Origin of the sequence: Diplocloster modestus, from assembly GCF_019042245.1 — a bacterium.
Classification (GTDB): domain Bacteria; phylum Bacillota; class Clostridia; order Lachnospirales; family Lachnospiraceae; genus Diplocloster; species Diplocloster modestus.
Window position 1 is genome coordinate 25,358 of the sequence record NZ_JAHQCX010000010.1, and the last position, 21,248, is coordinate 46,605.

Genomic DNA, 21,248 nt, shown 5'->3' on the forward strand with positions numbered 1-21,248 from the left:
TTTTTGTTAAAATCCCTGTACGGTACGGTTTATGATATCATCCTGAAGCGATTTGGATAAAGTGGTAAATAATGCGCTGTAACCTGCCACACGCACCACCAGGTTTTTATATTTTTCAGGGTGGGCCTGCGCATCCAAAAGTGTCTCCCTGCTTACTACATTGAACTGCATATGCATACCTTTCTGATCGAAAAACGCCCGTATCAATGACACAAACTTTTGAAGTCCCTCCATACCGCTCAGCGCTGACGGATGGAACTTCTGGTTAAACAAGGTTCCGTTGGAGGCAATGATATGGTCCAGTCTTGCCACAGAATTCGCTGTGGCAGTAGGACCCATTGTATCCTTTCCCTGTACCGGTCCAACACCATCGGCGATCGGAGTATTGGCAAGCCTTCCATCCGGCGTTGCGCCGGTCTGGGCACCCAACGGCACGTTGGCCGATACCGGATATAAGCCAGCCTGATACAAGCCGCCTCTGGGATTCCGATAATTCTGCAGGGGCTTCGTATAGTAATAAGCCACTTCCCGGGCAAATGCATCCACTTCGGGAATATCATTCCCGTACTTGGGTACCTCCTCAATCCATTTGAGAAGCTGGTCATATTTTTTCTTATCCGCTTCGGATACGCTGTTCTCCTTGACCGTATTATAGATTACGCGGATTTCATTCGCTCCCACCGTTTGGCCTGCTTCTGCCATTTCTTTGGCAATCTTGGTGGTCAGTGCCTGAAGCCGTTCTTCGCTTAATCCTTTTCCAAAATTATCATCCAGCGCCTTTTTAAATTCCGCCAGCGTCAATTTTTTCTCGTTAAATACAAGCTGTTTGATGGCCAGCAGCGAATCCGTCATATTCGCAATACCGAATCCCTGAGGTCCGGTAAAGTTGTAAACCGCCCCACCTTCCTGTATCGATTTTCCACGTTTGATGCAGTCGTCCACCATACAGGATTCAAAAGGCAGCGGACAGCGTTCCGCGTGGGCCACATCGATGGCGTTATCTGCATTTACCATCAGTCCGATGAAATAATCCATCTGCTCCTTATAGGCACGCAGTAATTCATCAAAGGTCTTCATCGTGTTGATATCCTGCGTCCGAACGCCTACCTGTACGCCATTTTCCATTCCGCTTGAAAATACCATCTCCAGCGGCCGGCACATATTGAAGAATGCCGCATCGTGCCAGCCGTCTGTTTTTCCCGCCTTCTGGGGTTCCACACATCCAATAATGTTATAGGTTCTGGCATCCTCTATGGCAACACCGCGGCTCATCAAAGCCGGGATAATTACCTCATCGTTATAATAAGCAGGCAGTCCCACACCGGTTCTGGTCAGCTTCGCCGCTTTGATCAGAAATTCATTCGGCGTACCGTTCCATACTCTCACAGAAAGGGACGGAGCCGGCAACTGTGTATGCATGGAGGCTTCAATACACATAAACGAAAGATCGTTGGTCACATCATTTCCTTCCTCATCCTGCCCGCCTGCGATCAAGTTCTGGAACATGCTGTAGCCCGCAAAGCCTTCCGCAGAATCCTTATCTCTTACCTTACTCAGATCGTTTAATTTTACCCAGACACAATCCATCAGCTCCTGGGCAAATTCACGGGTAAGCTTCCCGGATTTACGGTCCGCATCATAAAACGGATACATATACTGATCAAACCGTCCGGGAGAGATCGAATGGCCGGAAGATTCTGTCTGAATCAGCATCTGTACAAACCAGAAAGACTGGCAGGCCTCATAGAAAGATCTGGCTGGTTTTGCCGGTACCCGTGCGCAATTCTGGGCGATCATTAGCAACTCTAATTTCCGCTGTTTGTCGCTCTCTTTTGATGCCTCTTCCAATGCCAGCGCAGCATAACGGTAGGCGTAATCAATAGCGCCTTGGCAGCATAAGATAACGGCTTCCAGAAAATGAGACTTTTTCGCATAATCCGCATCTGTTATTTTGCAGGCATCCAGTTCAGCCTGTGCTTTCGCCTTGATTCCCTCGAAGCCAATCTGCAGCACTTCTTCGTATTTCACTGTCACGTGCCCGATACCATTGTAAAAATAATTACCAGGCGTGAAAATATTATGATCAATGGCAACCAGTGTTTCCGGTGCCATATAAGCGGTAGCCAGTTCACTGGTGGTCTTACCTTTCCAATATTGATAAATCTCATGGAGCTTTTTCTTCGTGTCTTCTGACATATAAAAGGGATCGGCGTCCCTCGCTGCAACAGTATCAAATTCGTTTTCCAGCCATTCAAATGAATACTCCGGAAAAACCTGACAGCTTCTTGGCGCTATCGAATTACTGCCCACGATCAACTCATCCGGACGAATAGTAATCGGAAGCTCCCGGCAAATTTTATAGAAAGCCTTCGCCCTTCTGGTAATGACCGGTTCCCCTTCTGTTTCCTTATAACTATCCGTCAGCAAAACAGCACGATCCGCCTCAATCACCGGCATTTTCCCATATAGATGATCAATCAGTTTCTGAATTCTCGGACTCTTTTCAATGTCTCCATCATAAAATTTTTTCACTACTTTTACCTCCTAAAGTATTATTTTATCGGACATTTTACCTGCATTTTTCTCACTGCTGCAATAAATCCTTTAATATCTGCTGACCATACTGCGCCAACTCATGATCCTGTTCGCCTGTTCCACCGCTGATCCCTAGTCCGCCGATAATCGTATCCCCTGCTTTTAAGGGGATGCCGCCGCCAAAAATAATCAGCCGGCCGTTATCGGCTTTGTCTACACCGTAGAAGGTACCGCCCGGCTGCGCTAACGCGCTCAATTCCATCGTAGACATTTTCACCGCTACCGAGGTGTACGCCTTCTTCATCGCTATATCAAAGCTTGCCAGGAACGCGCCGTCCATCACATGAACCGCCACCGGATTACCCTCCGGCGTACAGATGGCGATCACGGAAGGAAGCCCCATCTGCAGCGCATGCAGCTCTATTTTCTCTATCAGCTTTTTCGCCAGGTCCAGACCCACACGACCAGGAGTTCCCAGCCTGTGCAGAACAGCCTGCACCAGCGCCTCATTCATTTCTTTCATCTGCATTCCGTCCTGTCCCTTCATTTGTGCATCCCCTGCCGGATTCTGCAAAGCAGCGGTTTCCTGGGTTCTCTTTTCCTGGGATTTCTGACTATCTGCAGGCTGATCCTGCTGCCGATTACTTTCGGAGTAGTCCGTATACCTGGCCAACACATAGAGATAATCGGCCAGCCGGTTCATATACTGTTTTATGATCAGGTCGCCGCCGTATTTTTTATCCACAGCCACCAGCCAGCGCTCCGCTCTTCTGGCCACGGTCCGGGCCACATCCATCTGCGCCGAACGCCTGGTCTTACCGGGAAGGATAAACTTCTTTTCCCGCTCAAACAGGCTCTCCAGGCGGTTGATCTCCTGTTCCAGAGCCGTGACTTCATCCTTACTCAGCCGGTAATCCTTATTGAACGGATCCGCCACCTTCGCCATCACCGTCATCAGATTATTCTGAATCCGCTCCAGAAACTTAACAACATTCGTCTGGTCCGTATCTGCCTTGACAAGCCCCAGGTTGCTGGTCAGCTCATCAATGGTCCCCAGCAGCTGGATCCGGTCATCGGATTTTGATATATTTTTTTCTTTCATAAGACTGGTCATTCCACTGTCGCCGGTTCTAGTATAAATGCTCATACGTCATTCCCCTTAAATTTCTGGCGTTTGACCGCCCTGGCACTGTTTGCCCCTAATGCGCGGCACTGTTCTCTGCCGGGATGTACGATCTTGAATATATTCTGCCCTTTCGGAATCTTCCGAAGCTGCATCGCAGCCGTATCCCCAGCGATCCCGATTCCGGAACCGAGAACCGACTCCTCCGCGGCGGCATATGCTAACGCGTCCACATCCTGCACCGGCATTTCCCGCACCTCGTAGGGTACACCCTCTTCTTCGATTCCCGCGCAGATCTCATGGAGCAGATCCGTCCGGGCATCCGATATATAGATAAAAATACTTGGTTTATTCATCATCAACATGGCTATCACCCAGATAAGATAAAACCAGTCCGGTGGCCACCGCATTCCTGGGGCCCTCCGTCCGGCGGATATTGCCGCGGCCGCAGACGATCCGGTATTCGGCAAATTTCTCCATCAGCATTTCCGGTATTTCAAAATCCTCCGCCGATCCGCCCACCAATACGACGTTCGGTATATTCCTAAGATCCTGTTCCGGCGCCACCGCCTGAAGCGCTCTGACGGCATTGGTCACGAAAACTTTCCGCTTGGCTTCCCGCCGCACCGCAGCGATCTTTTCCATCGGGATATCCTCGTCAATCCGGATCATTTCTTTTCCGGTCAGCAGGACTACGCTGCCGAAATATTTCGGTTCAATCGCATCCGGGAAAAACTCAATGGCTCCGCTTTCCAACCGCATATGGAACAGGCTCTCCACTTTAGCCAGCGGATACCGCTTAATCTGTTCCGCTGTGTTTTTGCTGTGAAGCCCCAGTTCGACCTGAATCAGCATGGTAACTAACTCTCCGGCTCCTGCCTGATGCACCATCCGCACGGTTCCTTTCGGGGTCATTACCGCCGCATCGGTGGAACCGCCTCCCAGATCCAGTATCGCCAGAGGAAGCCTGGTTCCCGGTGTCGTCATAGCGCCCAGCGCAGCCATAACCGCCTCCACGCCCGCCACCTTTACCTTCGTCTTAAGCTGTCTTCGCAGCTCATCCGCGATCTTTTCCATGGGAAGCTGTCTGGTTTTTACCATGGCGGCGATTCCCACCGCTTTCTCCAGACAGGTTTCCCCTGCCAGGGCACCTGATATCACCACCGGCGCCAGCGTATCCACGGCCAGCAGATCCGTGATGCGGATTTCTTCCTGATTCTCGTCGGAGACCGTGCTCATTCCCTTTTTGATCCGGGCCAGCATGTTTCCTACATTTGTCTGCTCCTGCCCGCGAATATCCCTGATCTCGCCGGCCTGTGCAAGCGCCTGCATGATGGCGTCCGCTCCCGCGTCAATATTTACGGTCTGGTCTTTCTCTGCCTCTATGTAGATCTCACCTGCCGGCAGGATCTGTTCCCGGACATTGCCGTGAGGTGTCTTTATCACCACGGCGCTGCGTTTCCCGATCAGGCTCTTGGCTATGGGTGTAACCGTTTTTGTCTCCTGGGCGTCAATCTCCAGAAGCGTGGCGATTCCATATGGGTTCGACAGCATACGCACGCTGGAACCGGCCATAGCCACCTCCAGTGCCGCCAGCTTTCCCTCCGGGATCTTTTCTATATACCGGACTTCATCCACGATAGGAATCTTGCGTTCCAGCCGGTTTTCCACCAGCACGGCCTCGTCCGCCTGCAGAATCATCCCGGTTACATTTCTGGCCTGCGCATAGCGGTTCAGCGTATCCGCCACCTCTTCATAGGAGCAGCTCTTATCCGCCATGACAATATAAGGCGTGTAGGAATTGCCCTGTTTCAGATGTCCGAGGGAAATCGTGCGTCCCACTGCCTGCCCCTCACCTGCCGGGGTGGAGGGGTTATGCCCGATCATGGAGGATTCCGTGATAATCGTCTCCGTAATCGTCTCCATTGCGGTATCCCCGATTACCGGAGCCGCCTCATTGATACGAATCAGCGATATCTCACCGGCAGACATATTCAGTTTTTCACAGGCCTCTTTTAAAGCGGCCAGAATTCCTGCGACATTGGCCTGGGTCCCCTTGGTTCCGGTCGTCATCTTCGATGCGCTTCCCAGAAAATGTAGCCTGCCGTTTTCTAAAGCCGCGATACAGACTTCCGTTGTGGAATTGCCAATGTCTACGCCTGCAATATAGTTCAAAGAAGAATCCCTCTCTTTTCATAGATATCCGCCGCCTCCAGCACAAGCTTCGCACAATTCGGCGCGTGATATTTTTCCAGAAGATCCTTTGCGATCGTCACCAGCTCTAATTTCGTCGAGCGGTTCGGCCGCAGCTTGTCATACATGTGTAAAATCACATCGTCCGGTACATCCACCAGTTCAGATGCCCGTTCAAAATTCGCTGCCAGCGCAGGATTATCGCTGTCTTTTGCTACCTGCCCCTGATTATACAACATTTCCTTGGATATCTTTATATCCTCCGGAGAGACATGCCCTTTGCGGATCTCATCCAAAGTGATTTCGTCTAATTTTTTTCCTGTTTTGGAGCGGATCGAATCCGCTTCATATTCTCCTAACGGATATCTCATGCTCTATACCTCCGCCCATTCGATATAGGGAATATTCTTATCTACCTGTTCCGTTTCCTTAATATGCATCAGCGCTGCCTTTACCTGATAGGAAGCCCGGACCATCGGATCGTTTCGTCCTTCCATCGGAGTAACCTTCTCCCCTTTTCCGTACTTAGCCGCGTTGGCTCCGATCTTCCGGTAACTTTCAAGCGTCATCAGCGGCGCCTGAGGAAAAAGCTCCAGATTGGACAACGGATACAGATCTTTCTGGTGGATAACCGCCGTCCCTTTGGACTGCAGGCCGATTCCCACGCCGGAACCGCTCAGTTTGGCGGCTTCCAGACCCATGAAGCAGACGTCAGAGGTTTTCAGGATCTTCACCACTCTGGGTACCATCCCTTCTTCCTCGATTCCCGCCTCGATATTTTTCAGCACTTCCTTTAAATCAAGGCCGTTGATGGTATGATTGATTTCTCTTTGAAAAGCCGGCCCTACGCCGATCACCACTTCCTTGGGATCCGTGCCTTTATGGGCCGCAGGATATCCTTCATAGGAGGTTTTCGGATTCTGGGGATGCTGATTTTCGCTCCCCTGACCGTTGATTTGTTTTACTACGATTTCCGTAATCTGTTTGATCAGCTGCTCGTTGATTTCCATGGATACACCTCCTAAAATTGATTCGGGTCGATTCTGTGCGGAATCGCCTTAATCTCTTCCCAGCGTTCACCGCTGACCCGGTATCCGGTACCCGGCCCCAGATAATCATTCGGCAGGTTTACTCCGGACATCACATGGAAATCCGTATCCAGGATCGCCGATGTCTGCATGTAATCACCGGCCACACGCTGCTTTAACATACTCAGGATGCTTTCCGCCACATCAGAAAAACCACTCTCATCCAGCGCTTTTACAATATCGATGCCAGTGACGCCCCGGTTCATCATCTCTTCCACAGCGATCAAGTCCGCAGCCGCATCCCTGGACAGCGTATCCTTACTTCCATGGGCATAGGTGACGGCTTCCACCTGTTCGTCGGTGATCTCGGTCAGCCCCAGGTAACGGAACACAGCCTGAACCGCTCTGGCCGCTTTATTCCTGACGGCGATCACTTCCTCTTCCTTCACCGGGCGCAGACCGCCGTCCACCTGCATGTCCCGCTGTAATACATTATAATCGTCAAAGTCCTCGGCGTCAAAATTTGACCCTGCGAACATATTATCATAGTTGGGTTCTCCCGCGTAACCGGAGAATATAAAATCGGTACCAGGCATGAACTGCAGCATGGTTCTCGCCGTACGCCGCATATCGGAATGGGAAAAGCTCTGATCATTGGAGGACGCGCACTCCAATCCCAGCATGGAAGCCACCAGATTCTCTCCCAGCACTTCCCGGATCCCCGAAGGCACGCTGGCCGGGATGCCGATACAGCTGACCGATCCGTTCTGGATCCCCTGGGAGCCGCCGCCTTTGGTCACATACAGGCATCTGCATTCCAGATACAGCATGGACTTTTGTTCCGCATTTCCCATCAGCACCTCCGAGCCCGCCCCGGATGTAAACCGGGTCTTTAATCCTCTGGATGCGTAAGCCGCGTTCAAAAACGCCTTGGAATAAGGGGTGTCATCCCCGTCCACAAACACCTGCTCGGTTCCATACACAGAGATCGTCTCGGCATAGGTGGTAAATCCGCGGATTCCCAGTTCCAGCTCCGTCGCTTCCTCCGAAGAACACTGGGTGAGCACACCCCTTCTGCCGGCCTGGGCCCCGATCAGCAGGGCGATCGCATTAAACGGGGCGTATCTGGCGGTACTCATGGTGGTCTCCTCTTCCCGGAAACCTCTTAAGGCTCCCTCCGCCGCGTCCGCAGCGATCTGAGCCGGATCATCCTTCAGATTCGTAATGTGCGCCTGGTTCGCAGGGGTCTTTCTGGCCCGCATCTTCTGCATGGCCATCATCATTTCCACTACATTTAATTCATTGATCACTTCCACCATCTTGGCGGGGGTGATCCCGGATACCACTTTCATTATCTCTTTCCGGGAAACGCGGATGTCTACCAGCATCCTCGCGATTTCCAGAGAGGAGATCTCCATGGATGCCTCGGCCCGGTCGATCCGGATCGCATAGTCCGCAATAAACTGGTCGATAAAGTCGAAGTCTTCCCGTTTCTTTCCATCTAATTCCACGATCACACCATCCCGGATGGAAATGGAAGGCTTCGGATCGTAGGGGCTTTTCATAGCGATAAATCCTTTTTCCGGCCATTCGTCAATAAATCCGTCCTGATTCACCGGCCTTGCATTCAAAACATTGATTCTCTTTGATCTGCTCATAGATTTCACCTTTATTTTAGTTTCATTTCTCTGATTCGTATGTATACTTTTCAGCATACCGTAACACATGTGATTCTATTTTCACCTGGAAAAGAGGATACTTCTCCGAGTTTTCTGTTAGTACAATTATATAAAAAACCAACTGAAATGTCAACACGAAACAAAGAAATTTCCACACAAACCCAACACAATCCAACAAGTATTGAGGGGAATTGCTGCTCGCAAGCTGGAAAACACGGAAGCCGGATTCAGGTATCAAGAATCCGGCTTCCGTATTTTCCTAAGCTGCTGTTCAGCCGCCTTTCTCCGTTTTTTCATTTGTCTGAAGCATGGATAATAGTTCTTCTACGGCTGCACGCGGGAATCCTTCTCCATGCTGTGTGTCCAGGAGTTTTTCCAGGAAAGTGCGGGTATTGGCACTTTGGGGCAGCATATATCCGGATTCCCGGATCATATCCTCTGCCATAATGCGGTTGGACCGCTCTATAGCGGCTGTCAGTCGCCCCGGGAGTGACGCCGCAATGCTTTCCTGCTCTGATTTACTGTGCATAATAGCCCGGAGAGCCGATGTAACCGCTTCCGTGTGTCCCTGCTGGGGCGGAAGTTCCACCGGTACCATAGAAATCGCGCCGGACGGGCAGGCATCCCTGCATATTCCGCAACCAATACATTTCTTGACATCTATGATGCTGTTCTCCGTATCTGTTGCACCTGTCGGGCAGACATAGAGGCACAGACAATCCTTGGTGCATAGCCGTATATTTCTAACTGCGTACTGTTTTGTCATCAGGATGCCCTCCCTTCTATTTTTTCAAATTTCCAATTCGGAACTTTACATACCGGGCATATCTCCGGGGGAGTATCCCCAATATATATAAACCCACAGATCGTACAGACATATACACCTGTGTGTTCCAGCATGGCATCCCCCTCTTTTTCATATCTGGTCAAAAGGGATTTTAGGATACGGGTCACTTTTTCACTCCATACCAGCGCACGCATTGCACCACGGTCTTCTGCATCGGCGGAAACCGCATTGGCCAGAGGGAATCTTTCCTCCAGGTCTTTTTCAATGAGGGATATTAGATTCTTTGTCTCCGCTTCCTCTGAAGGGGTCAAACCTGCCTTAAAAGATTGGGCGAGCTCCGTGAACAGGGCTGCCTCCCGGGCTTTATACTGCTTTTCACATCCTTTTGCCAAATTGGAACACAATGCACTCATTTCTAATGGGGTAAGTTCTTTCCTGTCTTGATCCGCCTCTAGCACGGCGGTTGGTTTTTTTGCGGGAATAACGGATCCCTGTTCCTTGAATTCTGACTTTGCCGCCCCACACAATGGGCATACCCAGTCCGCCGCTAATTCATCCCACCTGGTTCCCGGTGCAATTCCTGCGTTCGGGATGCCTCCGGCCTCATCATAGACGAAGCCGCAAATAGTACATACATACGTTTTCATTGTAACGAACCTCCTTTTTGTTTTATTTTACCATCTTGCAGTCCTTAGTTCTGTGACTTAATCACAGTAATAGTAATTATTACTATTTTATAAATCGGCTTTTTTCTACAAATCCTATGTTCGGATTCGTTTTCGTCCCAATTCTTTCAGCGGTGAAATCTTGAAAATATGTGAGATTGTATTATAATTAAGATATTGGATTTAAAAATTTATAGTACTCATTTATTACTATTTTTTACTGTTGTTGTTTTACTGTTATTTCTATAATATATGGGATTCGAAGGAGGTATTGCTATGAGTCAGGTTATGGATGCTATTTTAACCAGAAGAAGTATTCGCTCTTATAAGCCGGATATGGTTCCAGATGAACTGCTGGATCAGATTGTGGAAGCCGGGACTTATGCGGCTACCGGTATGGGCGCCCAGTCTCCGATTATTGCAGCAGTGACGAATAAGAATATCCGGGACCGGCTGTCCCGTATGAATGCAGGTATTATGGGGACCGGGACGGATCCTTTCTATGGAGCGCCTGTAGTTTTGGTCGTACTGGCAGACCGGAACCGTTCTACTTATCTATATGACGGCAGCCTCGTGATAGGAAATATGATGCTGGCGGCTCATGATCTGGGGCTTGGCAGCTGCTGGATTCACAGGGCTAAGGAGGAGTTTGACAGCCCGGAGGGAAAGGCATTGCTGAAGGAATGGGGTATTGAAGGCGATTATGAGGGGATCGGGCATTGTATTGTTGGATACGCGGACGGCGCTGAGCAGGCAGCCAAGCCCAGGAAAAGTTCCTATGTTTATCATGTGAAATAAGCGGACCGTATCATTCTTGTACTTTTTTTAGTTCTTGACAGCAGCTGGTGAACAGCGTATATTTGTAGCCATACAATTTCATATTTTTAATTAGAATTCTAGGGGAACTCTTTTGAGCTGAGAAGATTTAATTCTGACCCTTTGAACCTGATTTGGTTAGTACCATCGTAGGGAAGCAATTCTAAAACATCGTATTTATTGATACCTTGATATTGAAGGATGGTGTTTTCTTGCGGAAAATGCCATCCTTTTTATTTTATATTTTTTTACCATTTAAACATTTAATATTGAACATTTATCAGGAAAGGATGATGTGTGATGCAACAATCTTGCTGTTGCGGCGGGCAGGATCTGCCGTGGTCCGGGAGGGGAACCGGGTTAAATATCTCGGGATGCCGTTTTTCTCTGTATCCGATGGATCGTGATTTTGTACCGATTATTCTGGGGGCGCTTGAATACACCGACACTTCCGCAGTATGGAGTGAGTCGGACGCCCTGTCTACGGTTTATCGGGGGCGTCTGCCCTATGTGGTGGACGCCGTGCGGGGACTTTTTGTCAATGCATTTAAGCCTGGCATACATATGGCGATGGAGGGACAATTTTCCAAAGGGTGTCCCGGAGACTGCGATGGCGACAGTCTGCTGAGTTTTGATGGCCCTGCTCCCAATTCACAGGTCAGGGAGAAAGGCTTTCCGGCGCTTTGTAAGCTGGCTCTTTATCCTATGGGCGTGAGTGATTATATTGATCACATTGCCGGTGTCTATCATATGGCGGAAGACGCGGGGCTGCATCCGGAGTCGATTCATTATGCGACCAGGATTTCCGGGGATATCCATCAGATTTTTGATTATCTGGAAAATGTCTGCCATCGGATGGAACAGGCTGTACCGCATTATATTCTGCACTTTACAGTCTCAGTCAACAGTCCCACAAATGAAGAAGATTTATAAAATAAATAGAATAGCTTTAGGAGGAATGAATCATGAGTAAATTTAAATGGAAACTTCACGAAGTAATTTTTGTTGCAATGCTCTGCATTGTCTTCGGCGTCGTCTATCTGGCCGGTGTGTATCTGGCTTCTTTCCTGAGCACTGCTCTAACCCCTTTTGGACTGGCGCCTCTGGCCAATGAGATTGTCTTTGGCGTCTGGTTTATGGCTTCCACACTGGCTGCTTATATCCTTCAGAAACCAGGCGTTGCGATTGTCTCTGAGGTGCTTGCCGCACTGATCGAAGTGCTGATGGGAAATATGTACGGCCCTATGGTAATCGTGGCTGGAATCATCCAGGGCGCAGGCGGCGAAATTGTCTTTGCGGGTTGGCGTTATAAAAGATTTGACGCGCTTACCATGAATCTGGCCGCTGTAGGCTGCTGTATCACCAGCTTTTTGTGGAGCTTCGTCCGCTCCGGATACGGGCTGCTTTCTGTGAAGCTGCTGATCGTAATGTTCCTGATCCGTCTGGTCAGCTCCGTCCTCTTCGCCGGTATCTTGTGTAAACTGATGGGTGACGGCCTGGCTAAGACAGGGCTTCTTAAGAGCTATGCGCTGGGAAGAGCACATGCATAGCAGCCGTCCGATCCTTTCCTGCCGGAATCTGACCTTTCGCTATGGGGCCCAGGCTGGACCTGTGTTCGAGAATCTTTCTTTTCATGTGGATCAGGGGGAGGCGGTCCTTTTTATGGGGCCCTCCGGCTGCGGAAAGAGTACCCTGGCCTATTGTCTGGCCGGCTTGTACCCGGAGTACGCAGGCAGTCTGGAAGGAGAGATCCTGATCGGTGAACGGCCTGTCTCACAGATGCCGCCCAGCAAGCGGGCTCAGGAGATTTCCATCCTGTTTCAGAACCCGGATAACCAGTTTTGTATGGGGCGGCCGGATCATGAGATCCTGTTTGCGCTGGAGAATATGAATTATGACGGCGACCTGCAGGAGCGGATGCAGGAACTGCTTCATTTTTCAGGGCTAGAGGCTATCGGCACGGCCCCCATCCATATCTTATCCGGCGGAACCAAACAGAAACTGGCCCTGGCCACCTCTCTGGCTACAAACGCCCGGATTCTTGTGCTGGACGAACCGTTTGCTAATCTGGATCCTGCCGCCTGTGTACAGTTGGCAGGGAAACTTAAGGAGCTGAACCGGCAGGGGCTTACCCTTTTGATCGTGGACCATAATCCCGGCTACTGGCGCTCTTTTATCAGCCGGATCGCTCTGATGGACGGGCAGGGAACACTGGTAAATGAAAATCTTCTGCCGGATCAGTTGGAATCCTATCGCGAACTGTTCGACAGATACGGACTGTTTCTGGATAATCACTGGCTTACCGGCATTACACCGCCGGAGACCGTCCCTGACTCTCCCGCTATCGTCCGGGCCAAAGACCTGGCTCTTAAGTATGAAAAGGAAACTGTCATCGACCGCCTTACCTTCCAACTGAAGAAAGGCAGCGTTACGGCTCTGATTGGGCCAAATGGCAGCGGAAAAACCACCCTCTTATGCGCACTGGCCGGAGTGGGTAAATACAAAGGCGAGCTGCTGGTAGGCGGCCGGGCCGGACTGGTATTTCAGAATCCCAGGTTTCAGTTTCTCACACTAACGGTCCAGGAAGAGGTGCTGACTACCCTGCATGTAATCGATCCCCCCGCCGACGCTGCCATTCTTCAGAAACGGGCGGAGGATCTTCTGGATGAATTCGGGCTGCTCCCCTATAAGGAAGTATCTCCCTATTCCTTAAGCCAGGGGCAGCAGCGCCGGCTGGCCCTTTTGTCTATGCTGGCCGGGGACCGGCCTTTACTGCTGCTGGATGAACCCACTTATGCCCAGGATGAACGCTCCAGCCGAAAGATACTCAAGCTTTTGAATCAGCGGGTCCAGCAGGGCCTGACCGCTGTAATTGCCACCCACGATCTGGCTTTGGCCAGAGCTTTCGCTAATCAAATTCTATTACTTGAGAACGGCCGCCTCACACCGATGTCAACCGAAGATCTGGATCATTACGCCGCCGAAAGAGGGATTCTATTATGATTAAGACCGCTGAAAGGGGAATTGATTATGACGAAACTAAATCCGGGTTTTAAACTGCTGACCCTGATCATTGCCTCCCTGCTGCTGTCCTTGACTTATTGCACTACACTGAATGTCCTGGTCGCGCTCACTGCTCTGACGGTAACCTTCCTTACCCCAGGCGTAAACCGCCGGCGTCTGCTGCTCGCCCTGCTGCCATTTCTGCTGACTGCAGCCGGAATGTTCATGACTGGACTGTTTTTTCCCTCCTCTGGGGAGGCTGAGATCGCTGTACGCATGGTCGATCAACGGACCCTCTATGCCACTTCCTGGTCTACGGCTCTGAAACTGGCGTCACGTATTATGGCCTTTGGAGGGCTGGGTATGCTCTTTGCCTTCACAACGAATTCCATGGAACTGGTTATGAGCCTGATGCAGCAGTTTCACCTTCCGCCCAAATTTGCGTATGGCATCCTTGCGGCTTATCATTTCTTTCCTACGGTTCGAAACGAATACGCAACCGTGGGCGCTGCGTTAAAGGTACGGGGGATCAAAGCTTATGTATTTTCTCCAAAAAGGATCTTCCCTATGCTGGTCCATGCCCTGGAGCGCTCGGAAAGCCTGGCTATGGCTATGGAATCCCGCGGCTTTGAGGGCGGGGTGCAAAGGGCAGTCGCTTTTCGAGTGCCTCTTCGGGCCGTGGACATCCTTTTCTTGATTGGAACTACAGGGATTCTGATCGTGGGGCTGATTTTCTTATAGGTTATATTTAGGAGATTTAGTGTGACAGAATGTAGACTTTCATTGCTATATTGTGCCGCTAACTGAAAGGCGGCGGAATGGAGATTCTTATGTATAAAACGAAACGGGAGCTTTTGGAAAACACCTGTGCGGCCAATCCGGATTTGTCTCCTTTTGTTATTCTAAAACTGAGTATGCTCTGCGACGGCGTGCTGCTCAGTGAACGGGCGCTGGATCAGCTACAGACCCCGCTGTACAATTTCGGCAAGGTAGATTCCTTTGGTATTAATTTCCAGGGCCGGCCGGCGGACAAAGCGATGCCCGGCGCGATTCTGCTGCGGGATGCCAGCAATGTCTATATCAATTATGGAGAAACCTTCGATGCCCCTTATCTGGTGGACTGGGATCAGGATCGGGAAGAATTCCAGTTAAAAGACGGGGATGATGTGCTGGATACGGTAGACTTTGTTCCCAGACCCGCTTTTTTCGGAAAGTTAACCAGCCGCGGGACACCGATGGAGTCGCTGGTAGATATCCGTGCACAGAAGTTGATCCTCACCGCATATGAGCGCTGCCGTTTCTGGGAGGGAGGCCATCAGTGCGGGTTCTGCGCATTTTTTACAGGCGGGGAAAATCACGGGGAGGCTGACTGCGAAGATATTTATGAAACAGTAAGAGAAGCGATCCGGGAGCCCGGACGTTTTTCTGAAATCTTCTTATCCGGCGGTTCGGATTTTGGCGGCGAGCATCCTTTCGATGACGAGGTGGACCGTTATATCCGGATCTTACAGGCGATCGGCCGTAATTTCAGCGGACGCTTTTCCAGTCAGCTGATGGCGCCGGCCTACACGAAGACACAGCTGCGCCGCCTGTACGGGCAGACCGGGCTGACCGCATATTGTCCGAATATTGAAATATGGGATAAGTCTCTCTTCCCCCTCCTGTGTCCCGGCAAGGAAAAATATATTGGCCGGAACGAATGGATCCGCCGCACGGTAGATGCCGTGGAAATCTTCGGAAAAGGTAAGGTATGCACGCAGGTGGTGGCCGGAGCCGAGATGGCTTCCCCTTATGGATTTAAAACCGTAGAGGAAGCCCTGGAATCCAATTTCCAGGCCTGTGAGTTTTTCGCTGAGAACGGAGTTATTTTCCTGAGTACCATCTGGCGGCCCCACAGGTATTCCAAGCTGGGATATCAGAAAATGCCCCCGCTTGACTACTATATCCGACTCGCCAGAGGGCTTCACGATATCCGAAGAGAATACGGTTTGTTCTGTACCAATGATGATTATAAGCACTGCGGAAATCATCCCGACAGTGATCTGGAAAGGTTGGATGACATTGTTTCAGTTGTATGAGAAAAAGGAACTTCCACTTGAGATACAAAAACTGCTGGAATCGGGTAACTGCGGGGGATACCTCCAGGCCCCCTGTCCAGTCCATCCGTCCGGCCCGGTGACGTTCGTCTGCCCTTCGCTTCTCAAGGTAAACGGCTCGACATTGCTTCTGGGACTGGCCGATGAGCACACAGCCCTCGGCCGGGGGCTGGTCAATTCCCTCTGGTTCGACCGGGAAATGACTCTGTGGCTGCATGGTGCGGATGTGGTATATAAGCTCTCGGTGAAGTCTTTGCGCTGTCTGATCACCGGTCCTTTGTTTGCCCGGATGCTACTGCGGGCGAGGCAGAAAGATGCGTCTGCGGAGATCGGCTGCGCATGGGAACTTTGCTGGCAGAGCTGTGAACAGACACAGGAGCCGCTTCCTGCTGCCCTGCCGCTGCCGGTTCCGATAACGCCGGATCTGCATCTTGATAACCCTCGGATACGTAATTCCTAAGAATAGCAATATGCAGGGGATGGGACTGGCATCTTTCGGCAGTAAAGCCAAATCTTCAAGAAACTGCGTGGAGAAAGGGGCCTGTCCCCGGATGTTGGTCTATTCGAGTCAACCTCCGGGGACAGGCCCCTTTCTCCGCGTATTTGCTGTTCGGGCTGGCTTTACTGCCGAAAGATGCCAGTCCCCTCCCAATTAAAGGCATTATAGAATGCGAACTTATTTCTGCACAATATTGATAATCCGTCCCGGCACGTAGATCTCTTTCACTATTGTCCCGGTCAGCTTCTGCGCGATCGCCGCTTTTCCGGCCTCCAGTGCCGCTTCCTTGGTCACGTCGACGGGAAGGCTGATCACCGCTTTTGTCTTGCCGTTGATCTGCACCGCCACTTCCTTCTCGTCATCCTTCATGGCGTCTTCTTCATAAGCCGGCCAGGTATTGTGGAATACGGAATCCGTATGTCCCAGCGCTTCCCACAGCTCCTCCGTGATATGCGGAGCAAACGGCGCCAGCAGCAGTACCATGGTCTCCAAGCTTTCTTTATCGATTCCGCCCTCTTTCTTGGCCAGTTCGATAAATTTGTTATTATATTCCATGAAACCGGAAATAACCGTATTCAGGCTGAAGTTATCCAGACGGTTCGTTATATCATAGACCATCTTATGACGAAGTTTGATCATCTCCTTCGTCGCCTTTACATTACCGTCCTTATAATCCATAACCAGATTCCAGAACCGGTTGATATAGCGGTAAACGCCGTCGATTCCTCTCTCATCCCACTCGGAATCCAGATCCGGAGGCCCTACAAACAGTTCATACAGTCTTAAGGAATCGCAGCCGTAATCACGTACCAGATCGTCCGGAGACACCACATTTCCCTTGGACTTACTCATCTTGATCCCATTCTTACCGGTAATCATACCCTGGTTAAACAGCTTCTTAAAGGGCTCGTCAAAATCAATCACGCCCATGTCACACAGGAATTTTGTATAGAACCGGGAGTACAAAAGATGCAGGACCGCATGCTCCACACCACCGATATACATATCGACTGGCAGGTACTTATCCGCTTTTTCTCTGGATACCAGTTCTTCCTGATTATGGCTGTCCACATAGCGCAGAAAATACCAGGACGACCCCGCCCACTGGGGCATGGTATTCGTCTCCCTCTTTGCCGGGCGTCCGCAGACCGGGCATGTTGTATTCACCCATTCCTCGATGTCAGCCAGCGGAGATTCCCCGGTTCCGGTGGGCTGATAGGATTCTACCTCCGGAAGCAGTAATGGCAGCTGATCCTCCGGCACCGGCACGGCGCCGCAGTGCTCACAGTGGATAATCGGAATCGGCTCGCCCCAGTAACGCTGTCTGGAGAATACCCAGTCACGCAGCTTATAATTCACGGTCTTCTTGCCAATCCCCTGCTCTTCCAGCATACCGGGCACATCCCGCTTCGCATCCTCAGAATTCATGCCGTTAAATTTCTCAGAATTAATCATAATACCAGGTTCCGTATACGCCTGCGTCAAATCCGGATTCTCCACCCCGCCTTTGGCGATGACCTGTACGATCGGAATCTCAAACTTCTTCGCAAATTCAAAGTCACGGTCATCATGGGCGGGTACACACATGATCGCTCCGGTACCATAATCAGCCAGCACATAATCCGACAACCAGATCGGGATCTTTGCCTGATTCAGCGGATTGACCGCATAGCTGCCCGTAAACACACCGGTCTTTTCCTTATCCTGGAGCCGGTCCACATTGGACTTCATGGAAGAGTCAAAGATATACTTCTCCACCTGCTCCTTATACTCGTCGGCAGCCAGAGAAGCGGCCATCGCATGTTCCGGCGCCAGGACCATAAACGTAGCGCCGTACAGCGTATCCGGTCTGGTCGTATACACCTTAATCTTATCCTCCCGGCCAACCACCTCAAAATCAATCTCAGCCCCGTAGCTCTTACCGATCCAGTCCGTCTGCATCTTCTTCACTTTTTCCGGCCAATCCAGCTTATCCAGATCATTCAGCAGCCGCTCCGCGTATTTGGTAATGCGCAGCATCCACTGTTTCAGATTCTTCTTCGTCACAGCAGCTCCGCAGCGTTCGCAGCAGCCATTCACCACTTCCTCATTGGCCAGGCCGGTCTTACAGGAAGGACACCAGTTAATCGGCATCTCCTTTTCATAAGCCAGTCCCTCTTTAAACATCTTCACAAAAATCCACTGGGTCCATTTATAAAAATCCGGATCTGTGGTATTCACTTCCATATCCCAGTCATAGATCGCAGCGATCTCATTAATCTGTCTTTTAATATTAGAAATATTCTCTGCCGTAGACTTAGCCGGATGAACACCCATCTTAATCGCGTAATTCTCTGCCGGCAGTCCGAATGCATCCCACCCCATGGGATGTATCAGATAATATCCCTGCAGCATCTTATAACGGCTCCACACATCCGAGATGACATACCCTCTCCAATGCCCCACATGCAGTCCGCTTCCCGAGGGATACGGAAACATATCCAGACAATAATATTTGGGTTTCTTTCCATCATTCACATTTACCGGGTGCTCTTCCCAATTCTTCCGCCATTTCTGCTCAATGGCCCTATGGTTGTAAGGTACTGCCATTTCTCTTCCTCCTAATGTATCAGATACACTTTCTTTATGCTCTAACAAGAAGCCCCAAGCGGAGTTCCCACTAATTACACTAGTTTTCATTCTATCATACGAGCACCATTTGTCAAGGTTTTGAGTGGGATCTTAGGAGGAAGGAAATGATCTGAGGACCGGACAGTCCCCTAATGAATTCTGGACAAACCACCAGCAGGAATAAAAATCCGCCAACCACAAAAGTGATTGGCGGATCTAAATGAACGATTCTTTAAACTCTTTTCCTCTTCCTCACAACCAGAATCCCACATGCGCCAAGAAACGCCAACGCCGCCAGACTGATACCGGTGATCATCAGGACATTGGGAGAAGCCTGTTCGGGTGCCCCTGCTGCCAGCGGGACCGGCTCATCTTCAATGTTTACCAGGTCCTGTTTTTCATTATCATCTGTCTTCGGTGACTGCTCCTCCGGGGTTTCCGGCTGGGAGCCGTCTGCCAGCGGGACCGCTTCATCCGGAATCGTCACCAGATTGCCGTTCTGGTCGACTGTGGTCTGGGTGCCGGCCGGATTGGTGATCGTGGCTACAGCGCTGGGTATAACAACGGTCTCACCGTTTTCATTGATGATTTCGTTGACTACCTGTTCCGTAACGACGGTGTTTTCATTTTCCGTGTCATTGACATTCCGGTAGTAGATGATATAGTTTCGTCTGGTGTTCGAATAGCTGTGGGTTACATCGCCAGACTGTCCAGAAAGCATTACGTAGCTGTTTCCAGCGCTCTGATAAGAAGCGGGAGCGGTAATTTTTACGCTGCCTCCGGCAGTTACCTGCTTGGTATCCCGGAATAATACGGAATTTGTCTTTACATCCACATACTGGACTCCGATATTATAGGAAGCTGTCTGTGCGCTGTTTTCTTCATTGTAATAGATGGTATAATTTCTGGCCGTCTTGTTATAATCATGGGTCAGCCTGGATGCCTGACCGGAGGCCAGCAGATATTTATGACCGTTGGCTTCCACTGTGGAGGGTAAATCATAGGTAGCCACAGAATCTACCGGAACGGTAATCGTCTCGGTCCGCAGGGTTTCGCCGGATACCGCGTCTGTAAAACGAATATTAATCTGATATTCCACTTTTGTACTTACTACATCGTACAATACATCGTAACTTCTCTGTGTATAATCCGCACTGTGTGTGATGGAGGCCGGCTGGTTTGCGGCCAGTCTGTAGGATGTCGTACCTGCTACATAAGTGCCCGGCACCTTGAAGGTATTGGAGCCGCCTGCGGGAATGGTCATAGATTCCGCAGCAAAAACCTCATTGCTGGATGCATCCACCAGACGGATGGCTACGGAATAAGGTTTATCCGGAGCCGCTGTCTGTGCTGCATAGGTAAAGCTGTAAGAAGTTCTGGCGCTGTCATACCGGTGGGATATGGTCATACTCTGTCCGGAAACCGCGCTGTAGGTACGGTTGTTAGCCTGATATTCTGCCGGAGCCGTATAATTCACGCTGTTTCCATAGGAAACGGCAAAACTGTCACTGCCCAGCATATAGCCGTTTGTATCGGTAAAGTATACATCGATATATTTATCCGGCTGCTGCACCTGTTCATATATAAATTCCATGCTGCTGCCTTCCCCATAGTACAGATACTGGGTCGTTCCGTTGGTACAGGTATAAGTGACACCGTTCACCGTCACATTGGCATCCACCGTATAATCTATGCTTCCCTGATTCATATTGAAGAGAAGTGTTGTCAGCTGAGTTCTGCTTCCCCCGTAGCTGGCATATACCGTCACCGGATATTCATTCCGGCTTACGGCAAAATCAGACCCATTCTTTTCAGAGCTGACCTGTACAACGATATAATCATTCGTCGGCACGGAAAACCTGGTACTGCTTCCGCTCTCCAGCCAGAACTGTCCGCTGAAACCGCCGTCCGCCGACCACGAAAAATGATCGGCTTCTCCATAATTGGATACCGTAAAAACCTGCTCTCCAGGCCCTGGCGCAGTCTCACCTGTTATAGTAAATCCTGCTGCTTTAGCCGTCGTTCCACCTAACACTACGGTTCCTAATATAATAAATAAACTGGCAGCTAACTTCATAATCTGTTTTTTCATAACACTCACATCCTTTATACTTCTAAATGCTTTCTACCCTTTTCACTTATGATCATAATGCTCCAGAATCACACCATTGTCACAAAACCAAGAAATATATGGTAACTTCATCAATTATTTGA

18 protein-coding genes and 1 riboswitch are annotated in these 21,248 nt (G+C 50.3%); of the genes, 7 read left to right on the forward strand and 11 right to left on the reverse strand.

Annotation, left to right across the window (positions count from 1 at the left end; genetic code table 11):
• Window positions 1–6: 6 nt before the first annotated feature.
• The 9 genes from KTH90_RS14720 to KTH90_RS14760 all read right to left on the reverse strand — a co-directional run bounded on the left by KTH90_RS14720 (window position 7) and on the right by KTH90_RS14760 (window position 9,992).
• Entirely contained in the window at window positions 7–2,532 is a 2,526-nt protein-coding gene (locus tag KTH90_RS14720; RefSeq protein ID WP_158355683.1) for a glycyl radical protein, read from the reverse strand.
• A 52-nt stretch (window positions 2,533–2,584) separates the two neighbouring features.
• Window positions 2,585–3,682 (reverse strand): cob(I)yrinic acid a,c-diamide adenosyltransferase, encoded by a 1,098-nt coding sequence (locus KTH90_RS14725; RefSeq protein WP_158355684.1) that lies wholly within the window; start codon window positions 3,680–3,682, stop codon window positions 2,585–2,587.
• Window positions 3,679–4,017 carry a glycerol dehydratase reactivase beta/small subunit family protein gene (locus KTH90_RS14730; RefSeq protein WP_238726997.1) on the reverse strand — a complete coding sequence of 113 codons (339 nt, stop codon included), beginning with the start codon at window positions 4,015–4,017 and terminating at the stop codon, window positions 3,679–3,681. Before KTH90_RS14730 ends, KTH90_RS14725 begins: the two co-directional genes overlap by 4 nt.
• On the reverse strand, window positions 4,007–5,833 hold the full coding sequence (locus KTH90_RS14735; protein WP_158355685.1) for a diol dehydratase reactivase subunit alpha: 1,827 nt from the start codon (window positions 5,831–5,833) through the stop codon (window positions 4,007–4,009). The genes KTH90_RS14730 and KTH90_RS14735 overlap by 11 nt, the downstream gene beginning before the upstream one ends.
• Window positions 5,830–6,222: a diol dehydratase small subunit gene (locus KTH90_RS14740; RefSeq protein ID WP_158355686.1), complete on the reverse strand. Its 393-nt coding sequence runs from the start codon at window positions 6,220–6,222 to the stop codon at window positions 5,830–5,832. The genes KTH90_RS14735 and KTH90_RS14740 overlap by 4 nt, the downstream gene beginning before the upstream one ends.
• 3 nt (window positions 6,223–6,225) lie before the next feature.
• Window positions 6,226–6,861, reverse strand: coding sequence for a propanediol/glycerol family dehydratase medium subunit (locus KTH90_RS14745; protein ID WP_158355687.1), 636 nt, complete (start codon window positions 6,859–6,861; stop codon window positions 6,226–6,228).
• Between the two features lie 11 nt (window positions 6,862–6,872).
• A complete protein-coding gene (locus KTH90_RS14750; RefSeq protein WP_158354001.1) occupies window positions 6,873–8,537 on the reverse strand; it encodes a propanediol/glycerol family dehydratase large subunit in 1,665 nt (554 codons plus the stop codon).
• Between the two features lie 292 nt (window positions 8,538–8,829).
• Entirely contained in the window at window positions 8,830–9,324 is a 495-nt protein-coding gene (locus tag KTH90_RS14755) for a 4Fe-4S binding protein (protein WP_158354002.1), read from the reverse strand.
• Window positions 9,324–9,992, reverse strand: a complete 669-nt coding sequence (locus KTH90_RS14760) for a rubredoxin (protein WP_158354003.1) — start codon at window positions 9,990–9,992, stop codon at window positions 9,324–9,326. Before KTH90_RS14760 ends, KTH90_RS14755 begins: the two co-directional genes overlap by 1 nt.
• Before the next feature lie 294 nt (window positions 9,993–10,286).
• On the opposite strand from KTH90_RS14760, the gene KTH90_RS14765 reads away from it, so the two are divergent.
• The 7 genes from KTH90_RS14765 to KTH90_RS14795 all read left to right on the forward strand — a co-directional run bounded on the left by KTH90_RS14765 (window position 10,287) and on the right by KTH90_RS14795 (window position 16,385).
• Window positions 10,287–10,808, forward strand: a complete 522-nt coding sequence (locus tag KTH90_RS14765; protein WP_158354004.1) for a nitroreductase — start codon at window positions 10,287–10,289, stop codon at window positions 10,806–10,808.
• 90 nt (window positions 10,809–10,898) lie between these two features.
• A riboswitch (TPP riboswitch) is annotated at window positions 10,899–10,999 on the forward strand.
• A gap of 127 nt (window positions 11,000–11,126) precedes the next feature.
• The gene (locus KTH90_RS14770; RefSeq protein ID WP_158354005.1) at window positions 11,127–11,759 is read left to right on the forward strand and encodes a YkoF family thiamine/hydroxymethylpyrimidine-binding protein; all 633 of its coding nucleotides are present in this window, start codon (window positions 11,127–11,129) and stop codon (window positions 11,757–11,759) included.
• A gap of 32 nt (window positions 11,760–11,791) precedes the next feature.
• Window positions 11,792–12,376 carry an ECF transporter S component gene (locus tag KTH90_RS14775; RefSeq protein WP_158354006.1) on the forward strand — a complete coding sequence of 195 codons (585 nt, stop codon included), beginning with the start codon at window positions 11,792–11,794 and terminating at the stop codon, window positions 12,374–12,376.
• Entirely contained in the window at window positions 12,369–13,829 is a 1,461-nt protein-coding gene (locus tag KTH90_RS14780) for an ABC transporter ATP-binding protein (protein WP_158354007.1), read from the forward strand. The genes KTH90_RS14775 and KTH90_RS14780 overlap by 8 nt, the downstream gene beginning before the upstream one ends.
• 27 nt (window positions 13,830–13,856) lie before the next feature.
• A complete protein-coding gene (locus KTH90_RS14785) occupies window positions 13,857–14,570 on the forward strand; it encodes an energy-coupling factor transporter transmembrane component T family protein (protein ID WP_158354008.1) in 714 nt (237 codons plus the stop codon).
• A gap of 89 nt (window positions 14,571–14,659) precedes the next feature.
• Complete coding sequence (locus tag KTH90_RS14790; protein WP_158354009.1) at window positions 14,660–15,907, forward strand: radical SAM protein; 1,248 nt, start codon at window positions 14,660–14,662, stop codon at window positions 15,905–15,907.
• Window positions 15,885–16,385, forward strand: coding sequence for a hypothetical protein (locus KTH90_RS14795; RefSeq protein ID WP_158354010.1), 501 nt, complete (start codon window positions 15,885–15,887; stop codon window positions 16,383–16,385). The genes KTH90_RS14790 and KTH90_RS14795 overlap by 23 nt, the downstream gene beginning before the upstream one ends.
• A 216-nt stretch (window positions 16,386–16,601) precedes the next feature.
• Here KTH90_RS14795 and leuS read toward each other — a convergent pair whose 3' ends face one another.
• On the reverse strand, window positions 16,602–19,013 hold the full coding sequence (gene leuS, locus KTH90_RS14800) for a leucine--tRNA ligase (RefSeq protein ID WP_238726998.1): 2,412 nt from the start codon (window positions 19,011–19,013) through the stop codon (window positions 16,602–16,604).
• A 253-nt stretch (window positions 19,014–19,266) separates the two neighbouring features.
• Window positions 19,267–21,126, reverse strand: a complete 1,860-nt coding sequence (locus KTH90_RS14805) for a hypothetical protein (RefSeq protein WP_158354013.1) — start codon at window positions 21,124–21,126, stop codon at window positions 19,267–19,269.
• Window positions 21,127–21,248: the final 122 nt, after the last annotated feature.